Annotated in this window: 12 protein-coding genes; 9 read left to right on the top strand and 3 right to left on the bottom strand. The window is 39.1% G+C overall.

Annotated elements, in window-relative coordinates:
- Positions 1–134 precede the first annotated feature (134 nt).
- Together mreD and ribD are read left to right on the top strand one after the other, a co-directional pair.
- Positions 135–752, top strand: a complete 618-nt coding sequence (mreD, locus tag ACIR310F_RS0118805; RefSeq protein ID WP_028085146.1) for a rod shape-determining protein MreD — start codon at positions 135–137, stop codon at positions 750–752.
- A gap of 113 nt (positions 753–865) precedes the next feature.
- On the top strand, positions 866–1,936 hold the full coding sequence (ribD, locus tag ACIR310F_RS0118800) for a bifunctional diaminohydroxyphosphoribosylaminopyrimidine deaminase/5-amino-6-(5-phosphoribosylamino)uracil reductase RibD (protein ID WP_414534271.1): 1,071 nt from the start codon (positions 866–868) through the stop codon (positions 1,934–1,936).
- Positions 1,937–1,958: 22 nt separating this feature from the next.
- Here the strand turns inward: ribD and ACIR310F_RS0118795 are convergent, their stop codons facing one another.
- The gene (locus ACIR310F_RS0118795; RefSeq protein WP_028085144.1) at positions 1,959–2,177 is read right to left on the bottom strand and encodes a hypothetical protein; all 219 of its coding nucleotides are present in this window, start codon (positions 2,175–2,177) and stop codon (positions 1,959–1,961) included.
- Positions 2,178–2,555: 378 nt separating this feature from the next.
- Between ACIR310F_RS0118795 and ACIR310F_RS0118790 the strand changes: the two genes are divergently transcribed.
- Complete coding sequence (locus ACIR310F_RS0118790; protein ID WP_035368453.1) at positions 2,556–4,700, top strand: DNA phosphorothioation-associated putative methyltransferase; 2,145 nt, start codon at positions 2,556–2,558, stop codon at positions 4,698–4,700.
- Between the two features lie 7 nt (positions 4,701–4,707).
- Here ACIR310F_RS0118790 and ACIR310F_RS0118785 read toward each other — a convergent pair whose 3' ends face one another.
- Entirely contained in the window at positions 4,708–5,286 is a 579-nt protein-coding gene (locus tag ACIR310F_RS0118785) for a hypothetical protein (protein ID WP_028085142.1), read from the bottom strand.
- A 152-nt stretch (positions 5,287–5,438) separates the two neighbouring features.
- Between ACIR310F_RS0118785 and ACIR310F_RS0118780 the strand changes: the two genes are divergently transcribed.
- From ACIR310F_RS0118780 to ACIR310F_RS0118750, 6 genes are all read left to right on the top strand, one after another.
- Positions 5,439–6,008: a pentapeptide repeat-containing protein gene (locus ACIR310F_RS0118780; RefSeq protein ID WP_028085141.1), complete on the top strand. Its 570-nt coding sequence runs from the start codon at positions 5,439–5,441 to the stop codon at positions 6,006–6,008.
- 249 nt (positions 6,009–6,257) lie between these two features.
- Positions 6,258–7,010, top strand: coding sequence for a winged helix-turn-helix domain-containing protein (locus ACIR310F_RS0118775; RefSeq protein ID WP_028085140.1), 753 nt, complete (start codon positions 6,258–6,260; stop codon positions 7,008–7,010).
- Between the two features lie 53 nt (positions 7,011–7,063).
- A complete protein-coding gene (locus tag ACIR310F_RS0118770; RefSeq protein WP_028085139.1) occupies positions 7,064–8,374 on the top strand; it encodes a sensor histidine kinase in 1,311 nt (436 codons plus the stop codon).
- 32 nt (positions 8,375–8,406) lie between these two features.
- Positions 8,407–9,084 carry a phosphate signaling complex protein PhoU gene (gene phoU, locus ACIR310F_RS0118765; protein ID WP_414534270.1) on the top strand — a complete coding sequence of 226 codons (678 nt, stop codon included), beginning with the start codon at positions 8,407–8,409 and terminating at the stop codon, positions 9,082–9,084.
- 487 nt (positions 9,085–9,571) lie between these two features.
- On the top strand, positions 9,572–11,293 hold the full coding sequence (locus ACIR310F_RS0118760) for an iron uptake porin (RefSeq protein ID WP_028085137.1): 1,722 nt from the start codon (positions 9,572–9,574) through the stop codon (positions 11,291–11,293).
- Between the two features lie 825 nt (positions 11,294–12,118).
- Positions 12,119–13,105, top strand: coding sequence for a PRC-barrel domain-containing protein (locus tag ACIR310F_RS0118750; RefSeq protein ID WP_028085136.1), 987 nt, complete (start codon positions 12,119–12,121; stop codon positions 13,103–13,105).
- A gap of 124 nt (positions 13,106–13,229) precedes the next feature.
- On the opposite strand, the gene ACIR310F_RS0118745 is transcribed toward ACIR310F_RS0118750, so the two are convergent.
- A complete protein-coding gene (locus ACIR310F_RS0118745; RefSeq protein WP_028085135.1) occupies positions 13,230–14,792 on the bottom strand; it encodes a tetratricopeptide repeat protein in 1,563 nt (520 codons plus the stop codon).
- Positions 14,793–15,034: the final 242 nt, after the last annotated feature.

Below are 15,034 nucleotides of genomic sequence, written 5' to 3'. Positions count from 1 at the left end.
TGTGGTTAAAGTTAGGTTATGGAGTTTGATCTTTGTGTGTTTTAGCTTTTTGTAATTGCTGCTCTAAGCTTTTTTCAAATCTTTAGAATGCTTCAATATCTGCTGATGAAAGATAATCACCAATCACCGAAACGATGAAAATACCCGGATTTCCTGGAGAAAGGAACAAAAAAGCAGCAACACCAGCCCGAAAATCCCGTTTTTTGATGCCGCCATTAGTCCAATGGCATCCTTGGTGGCATCAATTTATAGATTGGATGGTAATATTCAACACAGTGATGTTATGTTTATTCATGTTGCCAACTCGCCTCCCTGGGATGGAGTTATTAGGTATAACTCCTAACTGGCTACTAATTTGGGTAGTGTCTTGGAGTGTAAACCGGTCAGTATTATCTGGCATACTATCAGGTATTATTTTGGGGCTATTGCAAGACGCAATGACATCACCAGATCCAACTCATGCCTTGGGTTTGGGAATAATAGGGATGTTAACGGCACTAATCCAAAAGCAGCGGTTTATTCAAGAAGACTTTATTTCTATTGCTTTAATTGTATTTGGGATGGCTGTGGTCGCAGATACTATTTTTGCTGTGCAGTTGTCTTTGGCAGGAAATCGTCATGTAGCCAGCATTTGGACCTATTACCAGCGTGTTACCCTAGCATCGGCAATTCTTAGCAGTTTGTGGGCACCGGTAGTTTATTATCCTCTTAATCGCTGGTGGCAGCAGATAAAATTAATTCGTAACTCATAAGTCCAATGGATAAGCACCCGGAAATCTCGCCAACATCCCTATCTTTTTCTCAAGATCCTCTTGTAGAACAGGCTGTAGTTACAGAAAAAATCGCTAATGACTTTGATTCTGCGATGATGCTACGCTGTCTAGAACTAGCTGCTAAAGCCTTGGGGCGGACCTCACCAAATCCCTTAGTCGGGGCAGTGGTTGTTCAAAACGGGGAAGTTGTAGGGGAAGGATTTCATCCCCGTGCGGGTGAACCTCATGCAGAAGTTTTTGCCCTGAAAGCAGCAGGAGAAGGAGCGCGAGGAAGCACTATTTATGTCAGTCTTGAACCCTGCAACCACTATGGAAGCACTCCCCCCTGTTCAGAAGCATTAATTAATGCTGGGGTGTCTAAGGTGGTGGTGGGAATGGTTGATCCTAATCCCTTAGTCGCTGGTGGCGGTATAGCGCGGTTACGTGCTGCTGGTATAGAAGTTGTCGTCGGCGTAGAAGAAGCAGCTTGTCGGCGATTAAATGAAGGGTTTATTCATCGTATCCTCTATCAGCGACCTTTAGGGATTTTGAAATATGCTATGACCTTAGATGGCAAAATTGCTACTACTTCCGGTCATAGTGCTTGGGTAACAAATCAAGATGCTCGCGCGGAGGTTCATCGCTTACGAGCCGCTTGTGATGCTGTTATTATCGGTGGAAACACCGTTAGACAAGATAACCCTGATTTAACTAGCCACAACTGTGATGCTCATAATCCCCTGCGAGTAGTGATGAGTCGAAGTCTGAATTTACCAGAACAAGCTCGCTTGTGGGATACTAGGGAAGCTCCAACTTTAGTTTTGACGGAGGTTGGTAGCTCACAGACTTTTCAAAATGTGCTGCGGGAAAAAGGGGTGGAGGTAGTGGAATTTAGATCACTGACTCCAGAACAAGTTATGACTCATTTATATGAGCGCGGTTTTTGTAGCGTACTATGGGAATGTGGTGGTATTCTAGCAGCTAATGCGATCGCTCAAGGCGCAGTCCAAAAAATTATGGCATTTATCGCCCCCAAAATTATTGGTGGAAATCATGCTCCCACACCTGTAGGAGATTTAGGTTTAACCAGTATGACCCAAGCATTACCTCTGGAACGGGTAAGTTGGCGAATTGTCGGCTCTGACTGCTTAGTAGAAGGTTATTTACCATCAGTAGTTAATTGAATTAAGTAGCATAAAGACTTAATCATGTTTGTTGACGCTCATAAGCTAAATCACGAATCAAACTCAGCCGAGATTGAATATAATCACAGAGGAAATCAATCTCACTGGCATCTAAGAAAGCTTGATTGGTGATTTGTTTTACCAACCACTGTACTAAACTATCATCATCAAGCTGCAAAAGCGTTACTGTGTGGGTAGCTTCAATTATAGACCAAAGCTGACGCATGATTGTGGGAGTCATTAGACCTCTATTTAATCATTAGTTAGTTGTTTTCAGATTACACAATTGTCATCTTAAGTGACTGCATAAATCTATAACTAGATATAAGTATTATTAAAAATTTAATAATTAGACAAATATCTTGATTTTAATTAAGAATTGTCAATTTATATGAATTAACAAAACTTTACTCATCTCAAATTTTTGTTTCTGGCCTTTTGGCTCTTTTTGCTATATTTAATCAATATCAGAAGGAACCTACTAGGACAACTAAGACGGAGATAAATCAGGCTTTGAGTGTTTTTGTCTAAGTTATCACGTTTTTTATTCCCATTTTCAGCTTTTTGTACTAAAGTAATTTTAATCAGGTTATCTCTATTTTTACAAGATGACAGATTCATGTTTGAACCTGACAATATCACCCATACCCTTGAGGAAAACCTCTCCAAGTTTTATCCTCTTGAACTCGGTAACATAATTCAATATTGCCAAAATAGTCCTTTTGGCAAAATTTTACCAGATGCTTTTTACATTCATGTTTTAGCATTACATACTCTTGACCCTTGGCTGCAAGAATATGAAGGTTGTGTTCGTAGGGCTTTACCTCAAGTTCAATCAGCAACTATAGTTAAATTTAGCACTAATAAACCCAAAATTTCCTATTTATTTTATCCCCATTTTGATACAGACCCTCATCCGTCTTTACACTATAGTATTCAGGTGGATTTAGCAACTCTAGAAGTTGGTTATCGAGATTACAGCAATTCGGAAAATCCCCCCATTTTACACCGCAAAGAAACTTTTGTTACCCCAGAATATCCCTTGTATGCAGACTTTGCAGCCTTAACTCGCGCTCAAGTAGCTTTAGGTCTACTTAATCATACTAAAGGCATTGGTACTAAGTTAGGTTGGGAACAAAGGCTACAAATTTTTGGAGTGGAAATTCAGGGACATCACTTAATTCAACGGGAAAGCCGTTCTGTAGCCACAACCATAGTCCCAAAAATAGAGCGTCACAAAGCCGCAATTATTCGTCCTGATTTATCCCGTCCCGTCCGTTTAGCCCTGGAATCTGGCTTATTTAGCCCAGAAACCACCTTTTTTGATTACGGTTGTGGACATGGTGGAGATGTGACTCGTATGGCTGAACAAGGTTATATAAGTTCTGGCTGGGACCCGTACTATTCCCCAGACACACCGCCCATGGCTGCGGATATTGTCAATATTGGTTTTGTAATCAATGTCATTGAAAATACTAGCGAGCGCCGGGAAGCCCTAATTCAAGCCTGGGAACTCACTCAAAAGGTACTGTTAGTAGCCGCTCAGGTGTTGATAGCCGACATTAAACGCGGTGTCATTGCTTATGGCGACGGGGTGATCACTAGCCGTAACACATTTCAGAAATATTATGAACAAGAAGAATTAAAAATTTACATTGACCAAGTGTTAGGAGTGGATGCTATTCCCGTGGGCTTGGGTGTTTATTTTGTCTTTCGAGATGAAGTTGACGCGGAGTTATTTCGGGTTTCTCGTTTCCGGTCCTGTGCTACTACCCCTAGAATACGTAATTGTGTGAAACAGTTTCAGGAACACCAAGAATTATTGACTCCCCTGATGAATTTTATCACAGAACGGGGAAGACTTCCGATTAAAGGTGAATTACCCCAAGAGGTGGAAATTGCTCAGGAATTTGGGAGTTTACGCCGGGCTTTTAATGTCATTATACAGGCAACTGACTCAGAAGAATGGCAAGCGATCGCTGACAAACGCCGTCAAGACCTCATGGTTTATTTAGCACTGTGTAATTTTAGCCGTCGTCCCAGATTAGGACAATTAGCACCAGCGGTAAAGGAGGACATAATTGGTTTATATAGTAGTTATAAACAAGCTTGTTTAGACGCTGATCAAATGTTACGTAGTTTAGGAAATACAGAACTAATCATTAAACGTTGTCAAGAAAGCAAAGTAGGTAAAAAACTTCCTAATTCCCTTTTGGTACATATTTCCGCATTACAAGCAATAGACCCTTTATTACGGCTTTATGAAGGCTGCGCTAGTCGCACTATTGGCAGATTAGAAGCCGCAAATGTGATTAAATTCCACCTAAAAACAGCGAAAATATCCTATTTATTTTACCCTGATTTTGATACCAACCCCCACCCAGTGTTATCAAAAGTGATGACAATTGATTTACGAGACTTGCAAGTTACTTATCAAGATTATGATCTAGAAGATGACCCACCAATACTACACCAAATAGATGCTTTAGTCACTCCCGATTATCCCCAATATGAGAAATTTGCTAAATTAACTCGTCAAGAAGAAAACAGAGGACTTTTGGATAATTGGCACAGTATTAGTCATCTTTCTGGTTGGAAAAAATGCTTAAAAGAAAATTGCACTGTTATTAACGGTTATAGGTTAAGTTGGTGCAAGGATGCGGATTCTTATAAGTTAAAAGCACTGAAAGCAGCTTTGAGAACTCGACAAAAAAATAATAATTTTGCTCACGCAGAGTCCCAGAGTCGCAGAGAGGAAGAATAGAGTTTTTTTAAGTTTGTTTTGCTAGTTTTATCCAGTTTTCAATTCCTTTTTTTGTCGGTGTTCCTAAGTTATTAAATGTCCAAATATCCCGTTTATGTTGTTGTCCATAACTAATGTGAATTGGTTGATAGTTACTGTAAAAATACAGGGAATCAAAAGGTAGTTTACTTTGTAATATCCATTCTACTAATTCTGTGCTGGGTAAGTCTCTAATTAGAAAATCACAGGCCGCACCTAATCTTTGACAGTAATATTGACCATTTTTGTTAATTTCATGGCTGATATGTTGGTCAAGATTTGGGGCTACGCGCCCATTTTTTTGACCTGTAACTGGGTCTTTTTTCTCAAGATACTTTTTTAAGTCTGAGGAACAAAAACCGTAGGTAAGATCAAATTTATCTCTACCAAAATAATCTATAATTGGGTCAATGATAAATTTGTTTAAATCCTGTAAAGCCGGAATTACTTCTGGTAGATTTTGAGGATAGGGGTTGATATTTTCGGCGTATTTCTGATAGGTTTGAGTGCAGGTACAAAATTCTTCTAAAGTTAGATGTTTGCCTAGTTTTAAATTGCTATTATCCATAAATACAAAAGCATTAAGGTTAACTGTTATATTGTAAGTAGGTAAACGGAAAAAAACCGACATAAGTAACGAAAAGTAAAGTTGTCCAAAATCTCTTCCCTGTTCCCTGTTCCCTGTTCCCTGTTCCCTCTTTCTTTTATCAAGGTCTATATATGAATGTTCAAGAACTTTTAGCTAGATACGCGACAGGAGAAAGAAGTTTTAATGGCATTGTCTTAAAAGGAGCAAACCTAGAAGGAGTCAACTTGGGTGGTGTGGATTTTGGTAGAGCAGATTTAAGAGGAGCAAATCTGAAATATGCTTTTTTAAGTGGATCTAATTTGAGTAAAGCCAATTTGCAAGGAGCAAAGTTAAAAGGAGCGCACTTATCTGAAATTATTCTCTGTGGTTCTGATTTAACTCAAGCTACATTGGAAATGGCACATTTAAACGAATCTGACCTCAGCGGGGCATTGTTAAGTGGTGCTAACTTGTGTGATGCTAATTTACACATGGCCTCAATTTCCGCTGCAAATCTCCGGGGTGCAAATTTGAGTGGTGCGAAAATGGGGGGTGTGAGAATGTGGAAAGCAGACTTACAAGGAGCAAATTTGAGTGGTGCTGATTTAAGCGAAGCTAATTTGTGCGAGGTTAATTTAACAGGTGCAAATTTAAATGCTACAGATATGAGCGAAACATTCTTAACAGGTGCGATTATGCCTGATGGTAGCATACATAGTTAATTAAGATACTTCAAGCCCGGACATTAACTAAAGCCCTCACTACAAAAGGATGATAAGTAGGTGAACGGAAAAAAACCGACATAAGTAACAAAAAGTAAAGTTCCCTGTTCCCTGTTCCCTGTTCCCTGTTCCCTGTTCACGGAAAATTACCGCTACAAAAATTTACAAATAAACCAAATAGAAAAAATTAAAATCACTTCTGGGCATGATTTCCCATATACTAGACTTTGTTATACACTTAAAAAATTAATGTATACCAGCGAATTAACTAAATATTCTGCGAAAGCGGACATTGGAAAAACCAGCCGTATCTTCATAGTCGAAGATGAAGAATTGATTCGAGAAATGATAGTTGTGTCCTTAGAGGCGGAAGGATATGATATCATCACAGCTAGTGATGGCCGGGCAGCGGTAGAATATCTCAAAAGTTATGAACATAATTCCGAGGAATTATCTTTAGACTTAGTGATATTAGATCTAATGTTGCCCCAGATCAATGGTCTCGATATTTGCCGTTTTTTACGTCATCAAGGGAACTCAGTACCAATTTTAATCCTCAGTGCTAAAGGTAGTGAAACCGACCGGGTGCTAGGTTTAGAAGTCGGTGCTGACGACTATCTCACCAAACCATTTAGTATGCGGGAATTAGTAGCGCGGTGTCGGGCGTTACTTCGTCGCCAACGTTTAAGCGTAACACCACAAACCCCCATTCTCAAGCACAAAGATATAACTTTAAATGCTCGAGAGTGTCGGGTTATGGTGCGTGGAGAGGAGGTAAACTTGTCTCCTAAAGAGTTTCGGCTGTTAGAACTCTTTATGAATTATAGCCGACGGGTATGGTCACGGGAGCAATTACTAGATCAGGTATGGGGACCTGATTTTATTGGAGATAGTAAAACTGTTGATGTTCATATCCGCTGGTTACGAGAAAAATTAGAAATAGATCCCAGTCATCCAGAATGTATTGTTACTGTGAGAGGTTTTGGTTACAGATTTGGGTAATTGGTCAAGATAGTTGTTAGCTTTGAGTGATAATACACCAACTAACAACTTCTATGTTTTTATTGGGATTTTTACTGGGTTTAGCTGTCGGCCTTGGTTTTTGGGTTTGGCAACTAGTTCATCTGAACTGGTATCTAGAGCGATTACTGCAACCGTTCAATTCTCATTCCCAGAAAATGACGAATATCAAACTGCTGCTCAGACCTCGCTTACGTCAGGAAATTGCCATAGTCAATAGACAGCGACAAGATCTACAGCAGTCCTTATCTACCTATCAGGAATTGCTGGATTTTGCACCCCTGGGATATTTACAGGTAGACGAAGAAAACCAACTCCTGTGGTGTAACCAGCAAGCACGGGAAATATTATATCTCCAAAGATGGCAACCAGGACAAGTCCGGTTATTATTAGAATTGGTCAGATCCTACGAATTAGATCAGTTAATTGAACAAACTCGTAATTGGCAAAAACCACAGGTACAAGAATGGGTTTTTCATCCCCCTTGTGAAGATGCTAAGGTGATGACACAATTAAAGTCTATGTTCCTACGGGCTTCTACTTTACCTTTACCAACAGGAAAAGTAGGCGTATTTTTGGAAAATTGCCAGCCGGTGCTAGATATCAAGCAAGAACGCGATCGCTCTTTTTCCGATTTAGCTCACGAACTCAGAACACCCCTAACTGCAATTCGTCTAGTAGTGGAAACCCTCTTAACCCGGTTAGAACCACCCTTAGATCGTTGGGTTAATAGGCTAATGCAAGAAGTTGACCGACTAATTAATTTAGTACAAAGTTGGTTAGAACTGACACAAATAGAAAATAACCCCACCATGCAGTTAAATTTAGAAATGGTGGAAATGCGATCGCTTATCGCCTCAGTATGGCAAACCCTAGAACCAATTGCTCAACTCAAATCTCTAAGTATATCCGCTACTGGACTAGAAAACATTTACATTAAAGCAGATAAATCCCGACTTTATCAAGTATTTGTTAACCTATTAGATAATAGCATCAAATATAGTCCCCCTGCGACAACTATTCACATTGAGACTAAAATAATTACAGTTAACCACAAACAAATACTGGAAATAAATATTATTGATGCCGGTATTGGTTTTGCTATTAGTGACTTACCTCACGTATTTGAACGGTTTTATCGAGGGGATAAAGCCCGTTATCGTTCACCAGTCAATGAAGTAAATTCTACAACGGGAATTGCTGGTAGTGGTTTAGGTTTGGCCATTGTCCAGCAAATAGTTATTGCCCATGGTGGTTCAATTCAGGCCATGAACCATCCAGACACTGGTGGCGCCTGGATACAAGTTCAATTTCCGCAAATGATCACAAATTCAACTGAGTCTTGACTATAGTTAAGAAAATATATAGTTTTTTTAATATGACCAGCGTGGAAACTGTACTTTATACACCGAATCATGAAACACCCCAAATAAAACGTTCCATTAGGCGTTTAGAACGGGATTTATTACGCATGGGTGCTTTAGTAGAACAATCATTTCGGCTTTGTCACCAAGCCCTATTTAACCGCGATTTAATGGCAGCGGAACAAATACCCCGACTAGATAAAAAAATTGACCGCTTTTATCGGCAAATAGAATCAGACTGCACCACCATTATCACCCATCAATCACCCACGGAACAGGATCTACGGTGTTTAAGTGCTTTTATGCAATTAGTCCGCGATTTAGAACGCATTGGGGATTATGCTAAGGAATTGGCAGATATTGCCATTAAAATCTTTCCCTATCCTCCCCATAGTTCTTTACCAAGGATTGCTATTATGTCTCAACACGCCCAAGCAATGTTAGCTACTTGTTTAGTTGCTTTGGCGGAGTTAGACGAAACCAGTGGACAACGGATGAATCAGTTAGATGATGCTGTAGATAATGCTTATGAGCATCTTTATCAAACCTTTGCTCACATTCAGGATTTTCCGGGGGTAATTGAGCCAATTTTACTCTTAACCCTAGCCATTCGTTCTTTAGAACGCATGGCAGACCACGCTACCAACATTGCCCAACGAGTCACATATATTGTCACAGGTCAACGTTGTTAAATTGGATTTCCGGCAGAAATTAATTCCCGTAGGCTGTGTTAGCGATTATTAACGCACCAAACGCTTGATAGTTCTGGGTTACGGATTTCATCTTCACTACCCTGCAATACCCTAGACTATTTTTGACAGGACTCAACGCAGGCATAATATTCTAGATTGTAGTGAGAACTAAAGTTTCTCTCTTTGAGAAGTTAGGGAAATAAGATCAGGGCTAAAGCCCTGACTACAACCAGATGCTATGATAATTTTTTGTGACACTTGCTTCCTATTTGACAAGAAAATCCGATTCATAACCTCGTGTTTACCCAATCATAATCATAAGATCAAAAAATAAAAAAAACTATAACTTCGTATAAAAATTTTGATGTTTGGTTGTGTTAAGTGTTATTTATGATGTAGAATCAAATCATAAAACTTATGTGTAACTTCCTGAAGAAGGACTTTACCATAAGCTCGGTTCGTTTAGGTGTGAGAGAAATTAAAATTTATGAAAAAAGCTTTCTGGAATATCCTCAAAGTTAGCCCTGCTGTGGCCTTGACCTTATTGGCTGGTAACAGCGCCTTTGCTGGTGAAGTTAATGGTAAAGTGACAAGTGTTGCTGAATTATCCCAAGATTCCAACAACCTGGGTCAAGTAACATCTGTTTCTCAATTTTCCGACGTACAGCCCACAGATTGGGCGTTTCAAGCATTACAATCCCTAGTTGAACGTTATGGTTGTGCGGCTGGTTATCCCAGTGGTACTTTCCGTGGTAATCGTGCTTTAAGTCGTTATGAATTTGCTGCTGGTTTAAATTCCTGCTTAGACCGCGTGAATGAACTTATTGCTACTGCTACTGCTGATTTAGTAACAAAGCAGGATTTAGCCACTTTACAGCGGTTACAAGAAGAATTTTCTACTGAATTGGCAACTCTGCGCGGTCAAGTAGACGCTTTAGAAGCTCGTACCGGCGAACTAGAAGCTAATCAATTCTCCACCACCACCAAACTATCTGGAGAGGCTATTTTCAGCGTCTCCCAAGCCTTTGGGGATAAGGCAGCACTTCAATCTTCTGCTCCTGGTACAACAACTGGTACCCCAACAGCATCAACACGAGACGTAAATTCCAAGGCAGCTTTTTCTGACCGGGTGCGGTTGACGTTGAACAGTAGTTTCACTGGTACAGATCAATTGCAAACTCGTTTAAATGCGGGTAATATTTTAGCTAACAACACAAACGCTGCCGCTACCCCTTTCAACTCCACTACTGGTGCTGCCGCCACCCCTGACACATTTGGTACTGGTACTAACATGACCCGTTTGGGTTATGACGGTGGTACTAATAACAGTGTAGCCATTGATAAACTCAACTACGCTTTCAATTTAAAAGACAATATTCGTGTCAGGATTGATGCTACTGGTGCTGAGTTAAACGAAAACGTCAATGTTTTCAACCCTGACTTTAGAAGCAGTGGTTCAGGTGCTTTATCTCGCTACGGACGTTTCAGCCCCATTTATCGTCAAGCAAATGACGGTGCAGGTATCACTGTTAACGTCAATCCTAATGGTAAATTAACCTTGAGTGCAGCTTATTTTGCCACAGGTAGAGACAGTGCGGCTGATCCTAACCCAGGAAAAGGACTATTCGATGGTAATAACACCATGTTTGGTCAATTGGCTTTGAAGCCTAACCCCGCTATCAACATTGGTTTGACCTACGCTCACACATATCAATCCGGTACTCCTAGCCTCCTTGGAACCACAGGTAGTTCTAGAGCTAATACTCTTGGTCTTAGTGGTGCTGCTACCAGAGTTGAAGCAAGTAACTACGGTATACAAGGTACATTGCAACCCACCAAGAATATCACCCTGGGTGGTTGGGCTGGTTATACCGCCGCCAGCACTTTAGCTGGTAATAGCACTAATGGAGAAATCTGGTACTGGGCTGCTACCTTGGGTATTAAAGACTTCATCAAAGAAGGTAATACTTTGGGTTTAATCGTCGGTCAATCACCTAAATTAACAGGTGGTACTGTTCGTACTGGTGCTACTACTAGTAATATTACCAGAGATTTTAACACTTCTTATCATATAGAAGGTCTTTACAAAATGAAGCTTTCTGATAATATCCTTGTTACTCCAGGTGTAATAGTCATCTTGAATCCTGAGCATAACGACAAGAATAGTGCTGAATACGTTGGTACTTTACGGACCACTTTCACTTTCTAAAATTAGCTTTGGTTAACCCCACCCTCACCCTCCCCTCTTGCTAAGGGGAGGAAAAGTCCAGTTCACGCCCTAGTTATCCCAGGGGGGACTGAGAGAGGTAATTTTCTTGACAAGAGTTCAATCAGCTTTTTTCTTCGTTTTTACTAAAGGGGATATGCTTATAACTAAAATTTATTGTTAATAAGGCTAAACTGACACTAAACTAATAATCCTTAGGACTACCCAGAGCTTATCTGTTTTACCTTGAGATTGCCAAAACTCCTTAATTTCTTTTAGTTTTTCGATTAAACTATTTTTTTTACTATTTAAAATCATTAAACAACCGAAAAATTAGTGATCTGTTTTTAATTTTCTCAAAAAAAGATTACTTTTGTTTTTTTCTTTACCTCTGACTTTGGAAACGCCTTACTGGTTGGGGTTGGGTAAAATCGGTTTGGTAATCTCTATTTTGGCTATACTTTAATTAACAACTGTCTATTTTGAGATAGGACAAATGGGTCAGGATCAGCTAAAATAATCGAACGACCGACAAAATAGTTATAATTTATAGTTTTGAGATAAGTAGGTGGACATGAGATCATCAAAATATGTGAAGAAAAGTGAAATATCTTAAAACTTCTTCATTTTTCCCTGGCTATAGCGATAATTTTTAACAACCAACTACTTAGTTAGTTTTGAGATAGTTGTAAGTTGGCACTGTCTGATGATAGAATCACCACAGCAACAAGTAACAGGGAGTAGACAACTAACAAGTGACAACTGACAAATTTCTGTTAAAAATAGTGATATACATAAACTGGATTAAAGATCAGGACTAGGTATATAATGACCTCAGAGCAAGTAATTAGACGTTCGGATATATTAAACACTCAGGTAATTACCCGCGACAACGGTAAGCGGTTAGGTATCGTGAGTCAAGTCTGGGTTGATGTAGATCAAAGAGAGGTTGTAGCGCTTAGTTTGCGAGACAGCCTTATCTCTATTTCTAGTCTCCCTCGCAATATGTATCTCAACAGCATTAACCAAATCGGTGATGTCATCTTAGTTGATAATGAGGATGTCATCGAAGATGTGGAAATAGAGATTCTCAGTAACCTCATGAACTGGGAAGTGATTACAGAAACAGGTGAAGTTTTAGGCAAGGTACGGGGCTTTAAATTTAATGGCGAAACAGGTAAAATATACACTATAGTCATTGCTTCTTTAGGATTACCCCAAATTCCTGACCAGTTTTTGAGTACCTACGAACTTTCCATAGATGAAGTTGTCAGCACTGGTCCGAGTCGCTTGATTGTGTTTGAAGGTGCTGAAGAAAGAGTCAACCAGTTAACTGTAGGCGTTTTAGAACGGCTAGGTATTGGTAAAGCCCCTTGGGAAAGGGACGCAGAAGAAGAATTTGGTTATACGCCGCCTCGGACAGTTGCACCGAGTAATCAATTACCCAGCGGTGTTCCTCTGGAAGCACCTCGGCCAAAGGTGCGTATTCCTGAACCTGTAGCCCAAGAAGAGGAATGGACAGAAGACTACATAGAGGAAGAAAGACCTCAGCGTCAAGTTATGAAAGCCCGTTCCTATGAGTCAATTCGGTATGAAGAGGAAGAGGAAGATAACTGGAGTGAGACGACGGTTCGTGACAGTTATCAAGAAGCACCCAGTGAGGCTAAACCTACTAAAAAGACCTACGCTGACCAGTATGATGACTACGATGATGATTTAGATGGTGATGCTTGGGATGATGCACCAAAGCCCGTAAATATCCCGAAAAAGGTCAAGGAACGACAGGTAGAATACGAAGAAGAAGGCGGATATTAAGTTTTGTAAACCCCCTGATACTGGTAGTAGAGGGGGTTATTTTTTGAAAGGTTTGTTTCTGTAAAGTTGAATATTACAGCATTACAGCGAATTTAGTTGGAGTGAAATACACCTATACTTATAGTTAAAAATTTAAAATATCTAAAGATGCTTCTATTTCTAATTTTATAATTCTAGCCTGTGTATCTTGATATTCTGCTAATTTTCCCTCTTGCCAATATAAATCTGCTGCTTTATGAAAATCTGCAACTGCTCCCTGTTTATCTCCTATTTCTAATCGGGCATTTCCTCGGTTATAATAAGCATTAATATAGTGATAATTCATTTTAATTACTTGAGTATAATCGCTAATTGCTGCTGCATATTTTCCTAACTCAAAGTAAGCATTGCCTCGATAATAATAAGCGTCAATATCCATATCATCACCATTAAGAATTGCTTGGGTATAATCGTCAATTGCTCCTTGATAATCTCCTAATTTAGCCCGATTATGTCCCCGGTTTTTATAACTAATACCATGATCAGAATCAATAGGAATCACTTGCTTTAATTGATTTTTATCATCTAATAAATAACGAGCAATTTGTCTATCTTTTTGCGTGGTAGCATAATCAGGATTCAGCTTAATTGCTTGATTATAATCTTCAATTGCTCCTTGAGTATCACCAATATGAGAACGAACATCACCACGATTTTTATAATTAATTGCAATATGGGGATTAATTCTAATTGCTTGGCTGTAATCTTCTATAGCTACTTGATAATTACCTATTTGATAATGTGCTAAACCTCTTTTGCTATAAGCTTGCTCATGATTAATATTAATATTTATTGCCTGACTATAATTAGTAATTCCTGTGTGATAATCTCCTAATTGACAATTAACTAAACCGAGTTTGTAATAAATTTCAGCATGATTATAATTAATTTTTAAAGCTTGATGATAACTATTAATTGCGGCTGCATAATCTCCATTTTGTAAATATTCATCACCGAGACTTAAATAAAAATTTGTTAAATCAACAGGTGCAGATGGAGATTTAATTAACTGAGTTTGAGATAAATTAGATTTATGAGAATTTGCGGAAACTTGAAATTGTTCTAAATAGGAAAATAAACCACCGCCATATAATAATTGATTAATCCCAAAGGAAATTTTTCCAGTTTTCAATTTAATCATTTGCGTGGGGAGAAATCCAGCTAATAAAAGGTGATATGCTGTTTGGGCTTCATTAACTTCTTCTTGAATCAAAATACAGACAATTACTGCATTTTTTTCCACTTCCTCCGCACTCACTGACCATCTAACTCTATCAATACTACCGTGACGAGATTTGACTTCAACCCCAATTAAAGAGTTAGTGGTGAGGGTAAAATCGCTTTTCCCATCACCACCAAAGCGTTTTTCATAATCTATTTCAGTAATAAAATCGGCTAATCTTTCTTTAACAACTTCTTCTCCTAATTTACCTTTAAGGTTATTAATAAAAACATCACGGACTGGGGAAGTGCGTTTATATTTTTCCGTCATTAACCAACAAAATTCCCGTAATGTCTTTAATCTATCACCGGAAATAATAGTTAATTCACTATGTTGACCTTCAACTTCGCAATGAAGTAGACAACCAGATTTTAATCTGTTGAGAAAGTCAGACTGTAGCGATCGCAGTAGAGTAATCCAGTCCATTTTTCATTAACTTATATCATATCTGTCGGGGCTGGTAATTGCTGAGATTTTCGTCCCTCTTACCCCCTGACAAATGATTATTGAGGATTTTTTCTTTCTTCCTTGATTTGGCGTAATTTTTGGATTAGTTTTTTATGAGACTCAGTCCGACCAACAAAGGAATTATCGTTCTGTGTCGCTGAAGGTACAGGATTAATAGTATTTACGGTTGCAGTCTCTAGGGTATTCTTAGTATCCGGGGG

Origin of the sequence: Dolichospermum circinale AWQC310F, from assembly GCF_000426925.1 — a bacterium.
Classification (GTDB): Bacteria; Cyanobacteriota; Cyanobacteriia; order Cyanobacteriales; family Nostocaceae; genus Dolichospermum; species Dolichospermum circinale.
Note: the sequence above shows the minus strand (reverse complement) of the source record. Positions and strands in the feature narration are given on the sequence as shown.

Excerpts from the sequence above, each read along its gene's own strand:
- ACIR310F_RS0118780 (WP_028085141.1), top strand. The coding sequence starts at position 5,439 with ATGAATGTTCAAGAACTTTTAGCTAGATACGCGACAGGAGAAAGAAGT.
- ACIR310F_RS0118795 (WP_028085144.1), bottom strand. The coding sequence starts at position 2,177 with ATGACTCCCACAATCATGCGTCAGCTTTGGTCTATAATTGAAGCTACC.
- ACIR310F_RS0118775 (WP_028085140.1), top strand. The coding sequence starts at position 6,258 with ATGTATACCAGCGAATTAACTAAATATTCTGCGAAAGCGGACATTGGA.
- ACIR310F_RS0118760 (WP_028085137.1), top strand. The coding sequence starts at position 9,572 with ATGAAAAAAGCTTTCTGGAATATCCTCAAAGTTAGCCCTGCTGTGGCC.
- ACIR310F_RS0118785 (WP_028085142.1), bottom strand. The coding sequence starts at position 5,286 with ATGGATAATAGCAATTTAAAACTAGGCAAACATCTAACTTTAGAAGAA.
- phoU (WP_414534270.1), top strand. The coding sequence starts at position 8,407 with ATGACCAGCGTGGAAACTGTACTTTATACACCGAATCATGAAACACCC.
- mreD (WP_028085146.1), top strand. The coding sequence starts at position 135 with ATGAAAATACCCGGATTTCCTGGAGAAAGGAACAAAAAAGCAGCAACA.
- ACIR310F_RS0118745 (WP_028085135.1), bottom strand. The coding sequence starts at position 14,792 with ATGGACTGGATTACTCTACTGCGATCGCTACAGTCTGACTTTCTCAAC.
- ACIR310F_RS0118770 (WP_028085139.1), top strand. The coding sequence starts at position 7,064 with ATGTTTTTATTGGGATTTTTACTGGGTTTAGCTGTCGGCCTTGGTTTT.
- ACIR310F_RS0118790 (WP_035368453.1), top strand. The coding sequence starts at position 2,556 with ATGTTTGAACCTGACAATATCACCCATACCCTTGAGGAAAACCTCTCC.
- ribD (WP_414534271.1), top strand. The coding sequence starts at position 866 with ATGATGCTACGCTGTCTAGAACTAGCTGCTAAAGCCTTGGGGCGGACC.
- ACIR310F_RS0118750 (WP_028085136.1), top strand. The coding sequence starts at position 12,119 with ATGACCTCAGAGCAAGTAATTAGACGTTCGGATATATTAAACACTCAG.